The following is a 16,655-nucleotide window of genomic DNA, read 5'->3' as shown; positions in this document are numbered from 1 at the left end:
GAGAACGTTATGGCCCGTGGGGTTAACAAAGTCATATTGGTCGGTACATGCGGCCAGGATCCCGAAGTTCGCTACCTGCCGAACGGTAACGCCGTGACCAACCTGAGTCTGGCGACCAGCGAACAGTGGACCGACAAGCAGACTGGCCAGAAGGTCGAGAAAACCGAATGGCACCGTGTGTCGATGTTCGGCAAGGTTGCCGAGATCGCCGGTGAGTATCTGCGCAAAGGTTCGCAGGTGTACATCGAAGGCAAATTGCAGACCCGCGAGTGGGAAAAAGACGGCATCAAGCGTTACACCACCGAAATCGTGGTCGATATGCAAGGCACCATGCAACTGCTGGGCGGCCGTCCACAGGGCGATCAACAGGGCCAGGGCGGCATGTCCAACTCGGCACCGCGTCCACAGCAGTCGCGTCCGCAGCCAAGCCAGCAGCCTCAGCGTGAGTCGCGCCCAGCGCCACAACAGGCCGCGCCGCAGCCAGCTCCGGATTTCGACAGCTTTGATGACGATATCCCGTTCTGAGGCCTAAACCTCCAGACACAACAAAACCCCCGATAGCCTGGCGTCGGGGGTTTTTTATGGGCGATGCTTAACCACCAAGAGAGGAGAATCCTATGACCTGGTCCGCCAAGCAATACACGATGTTCGAGCAGCAACGCACGCGCCCCGTCCGCGACCTGGTGGCGGCGATTCCCAATACCGACGTGGGCACAGCCGTCGATTTGGGCTGTGGCCCCGGCAATTCCACCCAGGTGCTGACCGAGCGCTTTCCCCATGCGCACATCACCGGCATGGACAGCTCCGACGACATGTTGATCGACGCGCGCAAACGCTTGCCGACGCTCAGCTTCGAATTGGCGGATATCGGCGCCTGGACCCCGGCGCAGCAGTTCGACGTGATTCTCGCCAATGCTTCCCTGCAGTGGCTGCCTGACCACGCCACGCTCTATCCGCATCTGGTCCATCAACTGACCCCCGGCGGCACGCTGGCGATACAGACGCCGGACAACCTCGACGAGCCTGCCCACCGGCTCGCCCGCGAAGTCGCGGCGCAGGGACCATGGGCTGCAAAGATCGGCGCGGTCAAGCATAACGAGCGACATTCGGCGAGCTATTACTACGAGCTGCTGAGTCGGTACTGCACTACCGTCGACGTATGGCGCACCACCTACCAACATCCGCTGGCAGACCACGCGGCCGTGGTGGAGTGGTTCAAGGCTTCAGGGCTGCGACCCTTCCTGGCCCCCCTGAATGATGGCGAACAAGCTGCGTTCCTGCAGGAGTACCAGGCGCGGATTAGCAACGCTTACCCAGCCCTGAGCGACGGCACCGTGTTGCTGCCATTCCCGCGCCTGTTCATCATCGCCACGCGCTGAGGTTACTCAGCGGCGGTCAAGCCACCGCCGCTTGGGCCTTCAGATAGTCATTTGTCGACACCACGCCCGCATACCCGAAGGCCAGCGACGCCATGTATGCGCCATGCACTTGCGCGGCGGGAATCACCTGCCCATTGAATTCCTGGTCGCGGGTCGCGCACGCATCGTGGATCACCGTGACCTTGTAGCCCAAGTCCGCTGCTGCCCGCACCACCGCATCGATGCACATATGGCTCATACTGCCGACCACAACCACGTCGGTGATGCTGCGCTGTTCCAGCAACTCGCGCAGGTTGGTCTGGCGAAAAGCATTCACAAAATGCTTGAGCACCACCGGCTCATTGCCCTGGTTCAGCACTTTGGCATGCAGATGAGCACCTTCTGAGCCCGGCGTGAAGAACGGCGCGTCATCGCCTTCGAACTCGTGACGAACGTGAATCACGGCATCCCCGGCCTGACGAAAGGCCTGCAGCACTCGCGCAGCGTTGTCCGCGGCGGCCTCCACACCATCAAGCGGCCACTTGCCCTGGGGGAAGTAGTCGTTCTGGACATCGATCAGGATGAGTGCTTGCTTGGCCATGTGAATTGCCTCGTGATGGGTTGATAGGCCCAGTATCTTAGCTGGCGCCGTCGCCGGATATGGGGTGCGATTCATGTGAATCGTGCAGAACGCCGCATACCCGCAGCAGCGTCGTGCAGAATGACGCAGGCTAACTGCTATTGCGTTTGCTCCAACTGTTTGATTTTCAAACGATCCTCCTCAACCAGATATTGGCCTGATCCCTGCTACGCTTCCCCCACATACATGGCCGAATGCCAAGGGGGACGCATGACCCCAATTTCACCGAAAAAATGGGTAGTCGCTCACTCGACACGCGCTGGCGCACCCCAGCATGAAGTCGACACCAATCGCGCCCTGGCGCGCTGGCTGGCGCAGATACTGGGGCTCAAGTTCGGCGGCAGCTACGATCCACAGAAGCATGCTGGCCGCGATCTGTACCTGCTTCCCACACAAACCCTGGTGGGGGCGGCCCAAGCCCGCGCGCTCAATATCAAGGGCCCGCAAGACCTGTGGGGCGGTTATGTCGATCACGGGTTCATCTGCACCAAAGCCATCAGTCATGGCCTGCTGGGCCCAGAAGCCAAGGCGCCGGAAGGCTGGTCGCCGTTGTTCAGTGAGCGGGTGCGCGACGTGGTACTCGATGGCTTGAGTGTCTTCGCTGTGGAGGATGCACGGCCGGCCGCCACGCGCTTGCTCTACAGCGGGCCGATTCGCTTGAAACCCGTGAACGCCTGCGCTGGGCGCGGCCAGCAAGTCATTCGCAGCCTCGACGAATTCGACGCCCTATTAGCGCGTCCCGAAGCGGCGGGGATGTTCGACGATGGCGTGGTGCTGGAACAAGACCTGCACGACGTGGTCACTCACAGTGTAGGCCAGAGCTTTATTGGCGATCAGGTGCTGAGCTACTGCGGCGAGCAATACCTGACCCGGGACGGGCAGGGGGAGGACGTTTATGGCGGCTCTCAACTGCTGGTGGTGCCCGGTGGCTACGACGACCTGCTCACGCTGGACCTGCCCGATGATGTGCGTGAAGCCGTCAGGCAAGCACAGGTCTTCGACAGTGCTGCCGACGAAGCCTACCCGGGCTTCTACGCCTCGCGGCGCAACTACGACATCGCCCAGGGCCTGGACAGCGACGGCCAGCGCCGCAGTGGCGTGCTCGAGCAATCCTGGCGCATGGGCGGGGCCAGCAGCGCGGAAGTCGCGGCGCTGCAGAGCTTTATCAACAACCCGAGCCTTACGGCGATCCGTGTGGCCTCGGTGGAAACCTACGTGGACCAGGCGCTGCCGGCGGATGCCATCGAGGTGTACCGAGGCCCGGCTGAAAACAGCGATTTTTTACTCAAATACGTGACGGTTGAGGCTTATGACGGCTAGAAGCGAGAGCATTGCGATCGATATAGACGACGAACAGATGAGCGGGACCTTCCTGAGCCCCAAATCCAAAGTGCCGGGCGTGCTGTTCGTGCATGGCTGGGGCGGGAGCCAGGAGCGCGACCTGGAACGGGCCAAAGGCATCGCGGGGCTCGGTTGCGTGTGTCTGACCTTCGACCTGCGCGGCCACGCCGGCACCGGGATCCCGCTGTCCCGCGTGACCCGTGAAGATAACCTGCGCGACCTGCTGGCCGCCTATGACCGCCTGCTGTCCCACCCGGCGATCGACACCTCGGCGGTGGCGGTGGTGGGCACCAGCTACGGCGGCTACCTGGCGGCCATCCTCACCTCATTGCGCCCGGTGCGCTGGCTGGCGTTGCGTGTGCCGGCGCTGTACCGCGACCAGGAATGGCTCAAGCCCAAGCGTGACCTGGATAAAGCCGACCTGATGGACTACCGCAGCACCCTGGTGCGTGCCGAAACCAACCGCGCCTTGCATGCCTGCGCGCAATTTACCGGCGATGTACTGATCGTCGAATCGGAAACCGACGACCACGTGCCCCACGCCACCATCATGAGCTACCGCGCGGCGTGCCAGCAGACCCATTCCCTGACCCATCGCATCATCGACGGCGCCGACCATTCATTGAGCGATCCGGTGTCGCAGCAGGCCTACACCTCGATCCTGGTGGACTGGATCACCGAGATGGTAGTGGGCGAGCGGTTGAGCATCATTCAGTCGCAATAAGCCAGTGACGTAGATCGTTCCCATGCTCTGCGTGGGAATGCCTCCCGGGACGCTCCGCGTCCAGCCAAGCTAATGCGCACGGGTGACGCAGAGCGTCCCGGGCTGCATGGCCACGCGGAGCGTGGGGACGATCAGTCTGTCTGTTTCAACTTCGTATCAGGCTGTCTTCTTGACCCGCAACGCCTTGGCCTTCGCTTCCACACCCAAATACATCACCAGTGCGATCAGCAGCGGGCAAATAAAATAGATCGCCCGATAAGCAATCAACCCGGCCAGCAAACTCCCGCGTGACGCCTCATGCTGCAACAGCCCAATGAATACCGCTTCGAGCACGCCAAGCCCCGCCGGAATATGCGTGAGCACCCCGGCAATCGCGCTGATCAGCAGCACTCCCAGCACCAGCGGATAGTCCAGTTTCGACGGCAACAGTGTGAAAATCACCGCCGCCATCAGCGCCCAATTCAACGCGCCCAGCATCAATTGCAAACACGCCATGCGCAGCGACGGCAGGTTGATTTCCATGCCGCGAATCGTCCACGCGCGCTTTTTCGAAAACCGGCAGGCGGCCAGGTAGCCCAGGCTGGCCAGTACCAGCAGCGCGCCGATGCCTTGCAGTGCCGTGGTGCTGACCTTCCAGCCCGGCGGCATGGTGACCAGGCCGCTGCTGAAAATCACCCCCGAGATAGCCATATAGCCGAACCAGTTGGTCGCCAGGCTCAGTCCCAGGATCTTGGCGATGTTGCTGGTGCTCACCCCCAGGCGCGAGTACAGGCGATAACGCATCGCGATGCCGCCCACCCACGCGCTCAGGTTGAGGTTGAACGCGTAGCTGATGATCCCCACCGGCAGGATCTGCTTCCAGCGCAACGGCTGACGAATGTAGGTGCGGCCGATCAAGTCAAAGCAGGCGTAGACGATAAAGCTGCACACGGTGAGCGCGCTGGCGATCAGCAAGGTGCGCACTTTGAATTCGCTCAGGGTCTGCAGCACTTCGCTCCAGTCGATGCGCCGGGCAAGCAGGGTGAACAGCACGATCAGCAGCAGGAAGAACGCAATGGTCAGGGGTTTCTTCCAGCGCTGGAACCGTGAGCCGTGTTTTTCAGACGTCATGGGCCGGACTCTCAATGGGTTTCAAACGCGGTTTGTGCGCTGGCAGCCAGCCGGTCAGGACCGGGAAATGACGCATTACATGAAACACCAGGAAACCCACGGTCAGGCGCCACAACCACAGGCGGGGTTTGCGCTTCTCCGGCATGGTCTGGCAGTGGTTTCTGGCCAGCGCTTCGAGGCTTTCGTACAACTGCTGATTGAACGCCCGATCCCGAATCAGCACATTGGCTTCCAGGTTCAATGCCAGGCTCAACGGGTCCAGATTACTTGAGCCCACCGTACTCCAGTCATCGTCCACCAAGGCGACCTTGCCGTGCAGCGGGCGCTGGCAGTATTCATGAATCACCACGCCATCCTTGAGCAGATAGTCATAGAGCATGCGCGCCGCCAGCTTGGCGAGCAGCACATCCGGCTGGCCTTGCATGATCAACTGGACGTGCACGCCACGGCGGGCGGCGTTGCGGATTTCGCGCAGCAGGCGGTAGCCGGGGAAGAAATACGCGTTGGCGATCACGGCGCGTGTACGGGCTTTGCTCAGGGCGTGGATATAGGCTTCTTCGATGTCATCGCGATGCTGCACGTTGTCGCGATAAATCAGGCGCACCAAGCCGTCTTCCTCAGACGTGGCCCACGGCGCAGGGCGTTGCGGGCGCCGCCGCCAGCCACGCCGAGTGCGCACCTGACGACCACTTTGCGCCAGGGCGAAGTGGTGCAGGTCGGCTACTGCCGGGCCGACGATTTGCACCGCATAATCCTGCTTGGCTTCAGGGCCGAAGTCGCCCAGGTGGTCGGCGGAAAAGTTGATGCCGCCGATGAAGGCCACAGCGGCATCCACCACCACTATTTTGCGGTGCAGGCGGCGAAACCAGTTGGTGCGGATGCCCAGCGTTTTCGAGGCCGGATCGAACATCTGCACCGCCACCCCGGCCTCGGCCAGCTCGCGCAAAAACGAAACACTCAATTCGCCGCAACCAAAGCCATCAAGGCTGGCAACCACCTTTACCCCGCGCTGCGCCGCCTCGATCAAGATGTCTTTGAGCTCAAAGCCGACCTTGTCTTCGAAGAGGATAAACGTCTCCAGCAGAATCTCGCGCTGTGCCGCGCGCATGGCCTCGAACACCTTGGGGAAGTAGGCCTCGCCATTCTCCAGCAGTTCGATTTGATTGCCACTCTGCCAGCCGTAATCCAGGTCACGCGCCTTGGCGTCATCCGGCGGTTGATCGGTGGCGATATGTTCTACAGCAACGTTCATAGCTCAATCTCCACCGACAGCGGCACATGGTCCGAGAGGTGCGACCAGGGCCGCGTGGTCAGCACGCGGGGGTTATGCACCTTCAAATTGCGCACGTAAATGCGGTCCAGCGGCAACAGCGGCAGGCGCGCCGGAAACGTGCGCGCAGGTTTGCCCAGGGTGTCGGCGAAGACCTCCTTGAGGCCGCTTTGGCTGAGGTCGGCGCGCTGGCGCCAGTCGTTGAAATCGCCGGCGACCACCAGCGGCGCGTCAGCCGGAATCTCGCTGATGCGCTGCTCCAGCAAGCGCAATTGCTGCTGGCGATGCACCTCACGCAAGCCCAGGTGGATGCAGATCGCATGCACCTGCTGCCCGCTGCCCGGCAGGCGCAGGACGCAATGCAGCAGGCCACGGTTTTCATGGCCGCTTTGGGAGATGTCGAGGTTGTCGTGACGGATGATCTGGAATTTCGACAGCAACGCGTTGCCGTGGTCGCCGTGGGGGTAGACCGCGTTGCGCCCGTAGGCGAACTGCGGCCAGATGCTGTCGGCGAGGAACTCGTACTGCGGCATCTTCGGCCAGTCGCTGTAGCGCTGGGGATGGCGCTCGTGGGTGCCGTGGATTTCCTGGAGGAACACCATGTCGGCGCCGACGCTGCGCACCGCTTCGCGCAGTTCGGGCAGGATGAAGCGTCGATTCAAGGCGGTGAAGCCCTTGTGGATATTGACCGTCAGCACGGTAAAGCGCGTGATGGCGGTGGTGGGCGTGGGCGGGATCAACTCCGGCTGGGTCATGCCAGCACCCCCGGCTCGGGCAGTCGTCCGGGCTCCGTCAGCAGGTTGGTATCCAGCCCGAAGCGCTGCAGCAATTGGCGGGCATCGTAAGGTGCGCGCACCTTGATGTCGTTGTCGAAAAAGCAGAATACGTCGCGCTGTTTGCGGGCGCGTGGCTTGTGTTTCGGATCAATCAGGTGCGCATCCGTGGGCTGTTTGCCGTGACGCCAACGCTCGATGCGGTCGCCCCAGCGCTTGAGGGCTTCGTCGGTATAGCCGCTGGCGTACAACTGTTTGTCGCCATGCAAACGCAGGTACATGAAGTTGGCGGTAACGTCTTCGGCATACGGCCACTTGCCAGCGGTGTCCGCCACCACCAGGGCCACGCCGTACTTATCCAACAGCTGCACGAACTCAGGCACCGCAAAACTTGCGTGACGAATTTCCACGGCATGGCGCATGGGTCGCTTGCCGTAGGCCTTCATGCTCGCCTTGCCATTCAGGCGCGGCTCATGCTGATGGGCGAGGGCGGCCGCCTGCTGGGTGTCGGTGGGCAGTTCGGCGAGGAAGGCTTCGAACAGGGGCGGGTCGAACTTGAAGCTGGGCGGGAACTGCCAAAGGATCGGCCCAAGCTTTTCTTTCAACTCCAGTACCCCGGAGGCGAAGAAATTCGCCATGGGCTTGTGCACCTCCCGCAGGCGCAGGATGTGCGTGATATAGCGTGGGGCCTTGACGCTGAACAGGAAGCCTTCAGGCGTGTCGGCATACCACTCGGCGTAGCGCTTGGGCGTTTGCAGCGCATAGAACGAACCGTTGATTTCAATGCCGTTGACGGCGCGTGACGCAAACTGCAACTCGCGTTTCTGGGTCAAGCCTTCGGGGTAGAAATCGCCCCGCCAGGGCGTGTAGCGCCAGCCGGAAATGCCGATATGAATCGCCGCCATGCTTACTCCCATTGATGTAGGGTCGATTGCCCTGCGTTTTGGGATGACTGTGAATTTTGACCGAAAGTTTCCACATTCCTACAAACGGTCGAGCGTCCGAAGGTAGGAAGCAGGTGGTTGAATCAGGGGAACGATCACGGCTCAAACCCGTCAGTTCCTAACAGACCCTCTGAAGGAGCCCGGTGTTTTGCTGAATTTCAAGACTGCATTACTGCTCGGCGCGCTGCTGTTCTGCGGCAATGGCGCACTGTATGCCGCAGCCACCGCGCCTGAGCCCGAAGCCCCGGCCAAGCCGGAATTGCTGGTGGAGGGCGGCCTGCTGGGGGCCATCAGCTCCAGCATCGACGATGTGCAGCAGAAGCTGGACCTCAACCAGAATTTCATCGACGAATGGCGCCTGCGCGCCGACCGCGCCGCCAACGAAGTAGGGCGGCTGGTCAACCAGACGGCCGCGCGCTCGCCGTGGAGCGTGGTCGGGGATTTTCTGTTGCTCTCGGCGGTGTGGATCGGCGCCTTTGCGCTGTTGACCCTGCTAGGGCGCCTGATCGTCCGGCGCTTGAGCCAGCGGGTGTTTTTCCAGCGCCGGGCGCGCCTGCTGGCGGTGCTGGGGTACGTGGTGCCTTACACCATCCCGGCGGTTATCTGCCTGCCGTTGACGCTGTCTGTCAGCCACTTTCTAGTCAACTCCGTGGGCCGGGCGCTGGCGCTGTGTTTTGCCTACGCCACCAGTAGCGGCATCTTTTCCACCTCAATGCTGCTGTGCGTCATTGTCATGTTCAACCTCGGCCACAAGCGCCCGGCGGTGCAGATCATTCGCGACTACTGCCCCAAACCGCTGTTTCTGATCGGCTTCCTCGCGGCCCTCAGCGATGCACTGACCAGCCCGCAGATCGCCCGCCAGTTCGGCGGCAATATCACCAGCAGCATCGCCGTGTTTACCGGCCTGTTCGCCACGCTGATCTTCGGCGTGCTGGTGGTGCGCCTGCGGCGTCCGGTGGCACATTTGATTCGTAATCGGCCGCTGGCCCAGCGCCTCAAACACCCGGCGTTGCAACAGTCATTGCGAGTATTTTCCGGGCTCTGGTATTGGCCGATTCTGCTGATGGTGCTGGTCTCGGCGATCAACCTGATCGGTGCCGGCGACGACAACCAAAAGGCCCTACGCTGTGCCTTGTTCACCACGATCCTGCTGATCGGCACCGTGTTCCTCAGTACCGTGCTGCAACACCTGTTCAAGTCGCGCAGCCAAGTGGCGATCCAGCGCAGCAGCGCGTACAAGGAGCGCTTCCTCAGCCTGTTGCACGCGATATTGCGCATCGTCATGGCCATCGCCTTTATTGAAATCCTCGGGCGGATCTGGGGCGTGTCGTTGTTCGAGTTTGCCCAGCGCAACTCGGTGGGCCGGGCGATCAGCGATTCCCTCAGCAGCATCGGCCTGATCCTGCTGATGACCTGGCTGTTCTGGGTGGTGCTTGATACGGCGATTCAGGAAGCGCTCAAACCCCCGGTGAACAAGCGCTCCAGCCGCCAGCCCAGCACCCGCGTGAAAACCATCCTGCCGCTGCTGCGTAACGCGGTGAAGATTATCCTCGTGGTGATTTGTGCGATCACCACCATGGCCAACCTGGGCATCAACGTCGCGCCGCTGCTGGCGGGTGCCGGTGTGGTCGGCCTGGCCATCGGTTTCGGTTCGCAGCAGTTGGTGCAGGACGTGATCACCGGCCTGTTCATCATCATCGAAGACACCTTGTCGATCGGCGACTGGGTGGTGCTCGACTCCGGCCATGCCGGCACCGTCGAGGGCCTGACCATCCGCACCCTGCGCCTGCGCGACGGCAAGGGCTTCGTGCATTCGGTGCCGTTCGGGCAGATCAAAGCCGTCACCAACCAGTCGCGGCAGTTCGCTTATGCGTTCTTCTCGGTGCAGTTCACCTACGACACCGATGTGGACAAAGCCGTGGAGCTGATCCGCGAGGCCGGGCAGTCGATCCGCGACGATGTGTTCCTCAAGTACAACCTGCAAGGGCCGCTGGAGGTGTTTGGGGTCGACAAGATGGACCTCAACGGCGTGGTGCTGACGGCGCAGTTCCGTACCGTGTCGGGTGGGCAATATGCGGTGAGCCGTGCGTTTAACCAGCGTCTGAAAAAGCTTGTGGATAACTGCGATGAGGTGCATTTCGCGCAGACTTATCCACAGCAGGTGTTGTTGCCCAAGCGCACTGCCCAAGTGGATGAGCCGGAGGCGGTGATGCTGACCGAGCAGCCTCGCTCGCAATAATTGTGTTGCTTTAGCTGAAGCCATCGGGGGCAAGCCCCCTCCCACATTTTGATCTGTGAACGCAATCAACTGTGGGAGGGGGCTTGCTCCCGATGAGGCCCTCAAACTCAATGCCGGATCAACTTCTCCTGCACCGCCTGCCGATCCACCTCCGACAAAATCTGCTGCTTACCGCCCACCATCACCGCCGCCGGCACCCCATCCCGATACACAATCCGATTGCCACTCACCGCCGGCACCTTGTTGCCTGGTAACAGCGTACCTACCAGATTCAACGGATCCGCCCCGCACACGGCAATCAAGCTGCCGTCGTGAGGGCGCCGCCTTACTTCGCGCAGCAACGGGATAGCCTCCGGCAATGCAAACTGCTCACCCGCCAACCCGCTGACAAACCGTCCGCCGCGAATTTCGCCCCGGGCCTCCAGCCGATGGAAAGTGCGCAGCAATTCGCGCCAGCTCGGCAGCCAGTCCGCCTCGCGCTCCAGCAAGCGCCAGAACACCACGCCATAGCGGCGCAGCAGGGTCATCGCCACATGTTCCAGCGTCTCGGCCGAATGCGCACCGGCGTCGCTCGGCGCGCGGCGGATCAAGGCCCAGCGCCCGGCGTCGTCCATGCCGCCGATAAACGCGCCGCGCCCACGCCGGCTGCTGCGCGCCTGGCGTTTGCTGGCGGGTGTGGTCAGGGCGCGCAGCCCGGCGAAGCTGTCGGCATTGACCAAGCCCGCGCCGACCAACTCCTGCAACGCGGTTTCCAGCTCGCTGCGCAGCAGATGGGCTTCATGCACCAGCTCATCGAAAAACAACGCGCCCTGTTCGCGCAGGGCTAAATGGACCTTTTGCGCCTTGGGCGACAGCGTTGTGCTGTCCGTCTGTTCGGTCAGCCCGCTCCACAGCGGCACCTGGCTGCGCGGCAACAGTACGATCGGCGTGCTGCGCAAGGCCATGGCGCTGGCCTTGTGGCTCAGGCGTGTCCACACCAGCTTGCCGCTGCGGCACAAGTCGTCGAGCCAGGTCGACGAGTAGTCCTTGATCCGCGCGCTGAGCAGGTCACTGTCCCAGGCCGAAGTAGCAGCGGCATAGCCTTCGAACTGACCGACGATTTGCGGCAACACCGCGCTGCCTTGGCCGCGCGTGTGGTCGGACAGGTGCTGCCAGTCGAACAGAAAACGCATGAAGTCCTGCAGCGCCACCGGTTCGATTTCCCGGCGCAGGCGCTTGACCGTGTAGCGATGAATACGCGCCAGCAGGTGCCGTTCGCACCATTGCTCCTCAACGGCGCCGGGGCTGAAGTGCCCGCGCAGCACATAGCCTTCCTGCTCCAGCCGCGCCAGAGCCTGGGCCACGGTGGCGGCGGGCAACGCCAGCGGCGCGGCAATCTCGGGCAGCGTCAACGGGCCGAAACCGCCCAGGCGTGCGCGCAGCACTTCTACCAACGCCTCATCGAATGTCCACGGCTCATCGAAACCGGGCAGCAGCGGCAGAGTGTGCGGGTAAATCGCCTGCAAACAGCTCAAGCGTTCCACGGCCACCCATAGGCCGTTGGGCAGCGGGTAAGCGCGTCCGGCCTCGGTCAATGCTTGCAGCCACTCGGCCCATTGCGGCGTGACTTCCTGGCCTGCAATGCAGGCAAGGCTCATCAGCGCTTCGTGCATTTCATCCGGCCCCTGGGGCGCCGGCCAGGCCTCTTCGCGTACGCCGGCGATGGCCTCGGCATCCAGTGCGCCGAGGTCGTCGGTACTTTGCGGGTCGCTCCAGCGGCGGTTGAGCACGGCCTGGGTGCGGCGTTCTTCCAGCGGCGCGTCATCGAGGAAGGTGTAGGGGCGCGCGCTGAGAATCTCGGCGGCCATCGGCGAAGGCGCGGGCAGGTCGCGGCTGACCATGCGAATGTCGCCCGCTTCCATGCGCCGCAGCAGGGCCAGCCAGCCATCGCTGTCCATGGCTTCGTGCAGGCAGTCGTCGAGGGTTTGTTCCACCAGCGGATGGTCGGGCACTTCGCGTTCGCCGGCGAGGTTTTCCAGGCAGGCAATCTGGTCGGGAAACACACTGGCGATCAGGTCTTCGCTTTTCATGCGCTGGATCTGCGGCGCCACCTTGCGCCCGCCGGTATAGCGCGGCAACGCCAGCGCCACGCCGGCGTTCCAGCGCCAGCGCACACCGAACAGCGGTGCATCCAGCACCGCCTGGATCAGCAGGTGCTCAGCGCTATTGCTGTTGAGGTAACGCCACACTTTATCGAGGGCGAAGCTGTGACTGGTGGACAGCGACAGCACGATCGCATTTTCGCTGGCCGCCGCTTGCAGCTCGAAGTTGAAAGTGCGGCAAAATCGCTTGCGCAGGGCCAGGCCCCAGGCGCGGTTGATGCGGCTGCCAAAGGGCGTGTGGATGATCAACTGGGTGCCGCCGGACTCGTCGAAAAACCGCTCCATGATCAACGTGTCCTGGGACGGCAACGCGCTGAGGGCCAGGCGTGCGCGGGCCAGGTAATCCAGTATTTGTTCGGCGCTGGCGCGGTTCAAACCCAGCGTATCAGTGAGCCAGCCCTGCGCCGGGAGCAGGTCGCCGGGGCTGGCGCTGAGCAGCTGATCCAGCTGCCCCTGCAAACGGGCCACCGCCGCCGACAACTCATTGCTGCGCCCCGGCGCTTCACCCAGCCAGAACGGAATGGTCGGCGGCTGGCCGTGGGCGTCCTCGACCCGCACCTTGCCGGCTTCTACCCGCAGGATGCGGTACGACGTATTGCCCAACTGGAAAATATCGCCCGCGATGCTTTCCACCGCGAAGTCTTCGTTGACGCTGCCGATGTTCAGGCTCTGGGGCTCCAGCAGCACGCTGTAGTCGGCGTTGTCGGGGATGGTGCCGCCGCTGGTCACCGCCGTGAGCCGGGCGCCACGGCGGCCGCGCAGGGTATGGGTCACGGCGTCACGGTGCAGATAAGCGCTGCGGATACCCTGGCGCCCGTTGTAGCCCTCGGCAAGCATGTGCAGCAGCGCCTGGTAGTGGCGCTGATCCAGCTCGGCATACGGCGCGGCGCGGCGGATCAGCGTCAGCAGGAGCGCTTCCGACCATTCGCGGGCGCTGACCTCGGCGATGATCTGCTGGGCCAGCACGTCCAGCGGCGCCACGGGGATGTGCAAGGTGTCGAGTTCGCCACGGCGTACGCAATCGAGGAGGGCGGCGCATTCGATCAGGTCGTCGCGGGTAGTGGCAAACAGGCGGCCCTTGGGCGTGCCGCCGACCTGATGCCCGGAGCGGCCGACCCGTTGCAGAAAGCCGTTGATCGAGCCGGGCGAGCCGATCTGGCAGACCAGGTCCACATCGCCGATATCAATCCCCAGCTCCAGGGACGCGGTAGCGATCAGCACTTGCAGCTCACCGGCCTTGAGGCGTTGCTCGGCGTCCAGGCGCATTTCCTTGGCCAGGCTGCCATGGTGGGCGGCCACCGCCGTTTTGCCCAGGCGCTCGCTCAGGTGCCGCGCCAGGCGTTCGGCCAGGCGTCGCGTGTTGACGAATATCAGGGTGGTGCGGTGTTCACGGGCCAGTTCGGCGAGGCGGTTATAGACCAGTTCCCACACATCATTGGCCATCACTGCCGAGAGCGGCACCGGTGGCACTTCTATATCCAGGTCGCGCGGGCGGGCGTGGCCGATGTCGACGATGGTGCATTCGCGCCCGGTGCCGACCAGAAACCGCGAGACCGCTTCGATGGGCTTTTGCGTGGCCGACAGGCCGATGCGCGTCAGCGGCTCGGCGCACAGCGCTTGCAGGCGCTCCAGGCTCAGCGCCAGGTGACTGCCACGCTTGCCGGCGGCAATCGCATGGATTTCATCGACGATCACCGTGCGCGTGCTGGCGAGCATCTGCCTGCCCGAGTCCGAACCGAGCAGCACATACAGCGATTCCGGGGTGGTGACCAGGATATGCGGCGCGCGCTTGCGCATCTGGGCGCGATCTTTTTGCGGGGTGTCGCCGGTGCGCACTGCGGTGCGGATCACCAACGGCGGCAGGCCTTGTTTCTCGAGGTGCTCGGTGATGCCTGCCAGTGGGTTTTGCAGATTGATCTGAATATCGTTGGAGAGTGCCTTGAGCGGCGAAACGTAGACCACCAGGGTTTCATCGGGCAATTGGCCGCCGTTGGCCAGACCCTGGTGGACCAGGTCGTCCAGCACCGCGAGAAAGGCGGTCAGGGTCTTGCCCGAACCGGTCGGCGCGGCGATCAGCGTCGAGCGGCGCTGCCGGATCAGCGGCCACGCCTGGGCCTGCGCGCCGGTCACCGAGGGGAAGGTACTGCGGAACCAGGTACTGACGGCGGGGTGGAAGCCGTCCAAAGCACTGTCCGTTGATTCGGGAAAGTTCATGTAGTGATTGATGCCACCTGCTCCAACAAGTTGCAAACACCTACTTTGTCCGTGACGGTTGCGCTACAAACCCGCAAAATGCAACGATTCTGGAATAAACCTACGGCAAGGCTCACGCGCCTGCCGACACAACCATCGTTCCAAACAGACCGGGCCTGCTCAATCTATGCGAATGCGCCTTATGTTACTGGGCGGCGGGAATGCCCTCGGGCAGGCGCTGATTCGCCTCGGTGCAGAGGAAGACATCGGTTTCCTCGCCCCCAAACCGCCCCAAGACGGCTGGGATGCCGCAAGCCTCACCCAGTTGCTCGACGACACCCGTCCCGATGCGTTGATCAACCTCGCCTACTATTTCGACTGGTTCCAGGCCGAAGCGGTCAGCGAAACCCGCCTGGCGTCCCAGGAATTCGCCATCGAACGCCTCGCCGAGTTGTGCCAGCACCACAGCATTACCCTGCTGCAACCGTCCAGCTACCGCGTGTTCGACGGTTCCCGCGCCACCGCTTACAGCGAAAAAGACGAGCCGGTGCCCCTGGGCCTGCGTGGCCAGGCGTTGTGGCGTATCGAGCAGAGCGTACGCGCCACCTGCCCGCAACATGTGCTGTTGCGCTTTGGCTGGCTGCTCGATGACAGCGTCGACGGCACCCTCGGACGCTTCCTTGCCCGGGCCGAACAGCCGGATGAATTGCTGATGGCGGACGACCGTCGCGGCAACCCGACGCCGGTTGACGATGCGGCGCGGGTGATCATTTCCGTGCTCAAGCAACTCGATTGCGCGGCGCCGCTATGGGGCACCTACCATTATGCCGGCCACGAGGCGACCACACCGCTGGCGCTGGGCCAGGCGATCCTCACCGAAGCGCGCAACTTCCACCCGCTGGCCATCGAGTCACCGACCGCCCAGGCCCACGCGGCGCGGCCGGATGCGGCAGAAGAACCGCAACACGCGGTGCTGGCCTGCAAGAAAATCCTGCATACGTTCGGCATCAAGCCACGGGCGTGGCGTGCGGGCTTACCGGCGCTGCTTGACCGCTTCTACCGCCACACCTGACACACTACAAAACCAAATGTGGGAGGGGGCTTGCCCCCGATAGCAGAGTGTCAGTCAACAGATTCATTGACTGATCCACCGCCATCGGGGGCAAGCCCCCTCCCACATTTTGGTTATGCCTATTGCTTAGAATTTGTAGCCGATACCCACCATGTAGACCATCGGGTCGACGTCCACGTTGACCTTGGCCCGAGTGCCCTGGCCCAACGCATTGTTATCCACCGTCGCCTTGGTGCTGATATCGATATAGCGCGCCTGGGCGTTGATCATCCATTTGTCGTTGATCATGTAATCGGCGCCGATCTGCGCGGCCCAGCCCCAGGAATTCTCGGCCTTGAAGTTGCTGAAGCCGGCCTGCTCGGCACGGCTGCCGACGTGCTCGTCGTAGATCCAGGTGTAATTGATACCGGCGCCCACATACGGTTGAAACGCCGACTGGTGATCCAGCGGATAGTACACAACGCTCAAGGTCGGCGGCAGATGTTTCAGCGTGCCGAGCTTGCCGTTGGCGGCGCCGAGGGCGGTGTTCTTGATTTTTACGTCATGCTCGAATGGCGTGGCGGCCAGCAGTTCGATACCGACGTGATCGGTGAGCATGTAGGCGAAGTTCAAGCCCAGTTGGGTGTCGCTGCTCATGGTCGCCTTGCCGCCCAGGTTGGTGCCCGCCAATGGGCCCTGGTCAACCTTGACGCTGCTGCTGTCGGCCTTCGGATTCACCGTGATTGCACCGGCGCGAATCAGGATGTCGCCCGCCTGGTGAGCGTGAGCGACAGGGGCGACGAGGGCGAGCGCGAACAGGGACGCGCCGAGCAGGGACTTGTTCATGGGAGCTCCAAAAGGACGTTAAAAG

Annotated in this window: 13 protein-coding genes; 6 read left to right on the top strand and 7 right to left on the bottom strand. The window is 62.8% G+C overall.

The genetic code is table 11. The annotated features are described in order from the left end of the window. Nucleotides 1-9: 9 nt before the first annotated feature. Together C4J86_RS23550 and tam are read left to right on the top strand one after the other, a co-directional pair. A complete protein-coding gene (locus C4J86_RS23550; protein WP_003232445.1) occupies nt 10-525 on the top strand; it encodes a single-stranded DNA-binding protein in 516 nt (171 codons plus the stop codon). Nucleotides 526-617: 92 nt separating this feature from the next. Next, nucleotides 618-1,379, top strand: a complete 762-nt coding sequence (gene tam, locus C4J86_RS23545; protein WP_124372023.1) for a trans-aconitate 2-methyltransferase — start codon at nt 618-620, stop codon at nt 1,377-1,379. A gap of 16 nt (nt 1,380-1,395) precedes the next feature. Here tam and C4J86_RS23540 read toward each other — a convergent pair whose 3' ends face one another. After that, complete coding sequence (locus tag C4J86_RS23540; protein ID WP_124372022.1) at nt 1,396-1,959, bottom strand: cysteine hydrolase family protein; 564 nt, start codon at nt 1,957-1,959, stop codon at nt 1,396-1,398. A 249-nt stretch (nt 1,960-2,208) separates the two neighbouring features. Here C4J86_RS23540 and C4J86_RS23535 point away from each other — a divergent pair, with 249 nt between their 5' ends. Together C4J86_RS23535 and C4J86_RS23530 are read left to right on the top strand one after the other, a co-directional pair. After that, the gene (locus tag C4J86_RS23535; protein ID WP_124372021.1) at nt 2,209-3,318 is read left to right on the top strand and encodes a DUF3182 family protein; all 1,110 of its coding nucleotides are present in this window, start codon (nt 2,209-2,211) and stop codon (nt 3,316-3,318) included. Further along, complete coding sequence (locus tag C4J86_RS23530; RefSeq protein ID WP_124364607.1) at nt 3,308-4,063, top strand: S9 family peptidase; 756 nt, start codon at nt 3,308-3,310, stop codon at nt 4,061-4,063. Before C4J86_RS23535 ends, C4J86_RS23530 begins: the two co-directional genes overlap by 11 nt. Before the next feature lie 156 nt (nt 4,064-4,219). Here C4J86_RS23530 and C4J86_RS23525 read toward each other — a convergent pair whose 3' ends face one another. The 4 genes from C4J86_RS23525 to C4J86_RS23510 are packed head-to-tail and all read right to left on the bottom strand — an operon-like array spanning nt 4,220 to nt 8,121. Continuing rightward, nucleotides 4,220-5,173 carry a lysylphosphatidylglycerol synthase domain-containing protein gene (locus C4J86_RS23525; protein ID WP_124372020.1) on the bottom strand — a complete coding sequence of 318 codons (954 nt, stop codon included), beginning with the start codon at nt 5,171-5,173 and terminating at the stop codon, nt 4,220-4,222. Further along, nucleotides 5,163-6,425, bottom strand: a complete 1,263-nt coding sequence (gene clsB / locus C4J86_RS23520; protein ID WP_124372019.1) for a cardiolipin synthase ClsB — start codon at nt 6,423-6,425, stop codon at nt 5,163-5,165. The genes C4J86_RS23525 and clsB overlap by 11 nt, the downstream gene beginning before the upstream one ends. Continuing rightward, nucleotides 6,422-7,198: an endonuclease/exonuclease/phosphatase family protein gene (locus C4J86_RS23515; RefSeq protein WP_124372018.1), complete on the bottom strand. Its 777-nt coding sequence runs from the start codon at nt 7,196-7,198 to the stop codon at nt 6,422-6,424. The genes clsB and C4J86_RS23515 overlap by 4 nt, the downstream gene beginning before the upstream one ends. Next, nucleotides 7,195-8,121 (bottom strand): DUF72 domain-containing protein, encoded by a 927-nt coding sequence (locus C4J86_RS23510; RefSeq protein ID WP_124372017.1) that lies wholly within the window; start codon nt 8,119-8,121, stop codon nt 7,195-7,197. Before C4J86_RS23510 ends, C4J86_RS23515 begins: the two co-directional genes overlap by 4 nt. Before the next feature lie 187 nt (nt 8,122-8,308). Between C4J86_RS23510 and C4J86_RS23505 the strand changes: the two genes are divergently transcribed. Continuing rightward, entirely contained in the window at nt 8,309-10,399 is a 2,091-nt protein-coding gene (locus C4J86_RS23505) for a mechanosensitive ion channel family protein (protein ID WP_124372016.1), read from the top strand. Between the two features lie 107 nt (nt 10,400-10,506). Here C4J86_RS23505 and C4J86_RS23500 read toward each other — a convergent pair whose 3' ends face one another. Next, entirely contained in the window at nt 10,507-14,754 is a 4,248-nt protein-coding gene (locus C4J86_RS23500) for a DEAD/DEAH box helicase (RefSeq protein ID WP_124372015.1), read from the bottom strand. Nucleotides 14,755-14,920: 166 nt separating this feature from the next. On the opposite strand from C4J86_RS23500, the gene C4J86_RS23495 reads away from it, so the two are divergent. Beyond that, complete coding sequence (locus C4J86_RS23495; protein ID WP_124364600.1) at nt 14,921-15,805, top strand: sugar nucleotide-binding protein; 885 nt, start codon at nt 14,921-14,923, stop codon at nt 15,803-15,805. Between the two features lie 126 nt (nt 15,806-15,931). On the opposite strand, the gene C4J86_RS23490 is transcribed toward C4J86_RS23495, so the two are convergent. After that, nucleotides 15,932-16,630 (bottom strand): OmpW family protein, encoded by a 699-nt coding sequence (locus C4J86_RS23490; RefSeq protein ID WP_124368519.1) that lies wholly within the window; start codon nt 16,628-16,630, stop codon nt 15,932-15,934. Between the last annotated feature and the right edge of the window lie 25 nt (nt 16,631-16,655).

The sequence above is a fragment of the Pseudomonas sp. R2-7-07 genome (genome assembly GCF_003852355.1).
Lineage (GTDB): Bacteria > Pseudomonadota > Gammaproteobacteria > Pseudomonadales > Pseudomonadaceae > Aquipseudomonas.
This window is presented reverse-complemented; position numbering and strand designations above follow the sequence as displayed.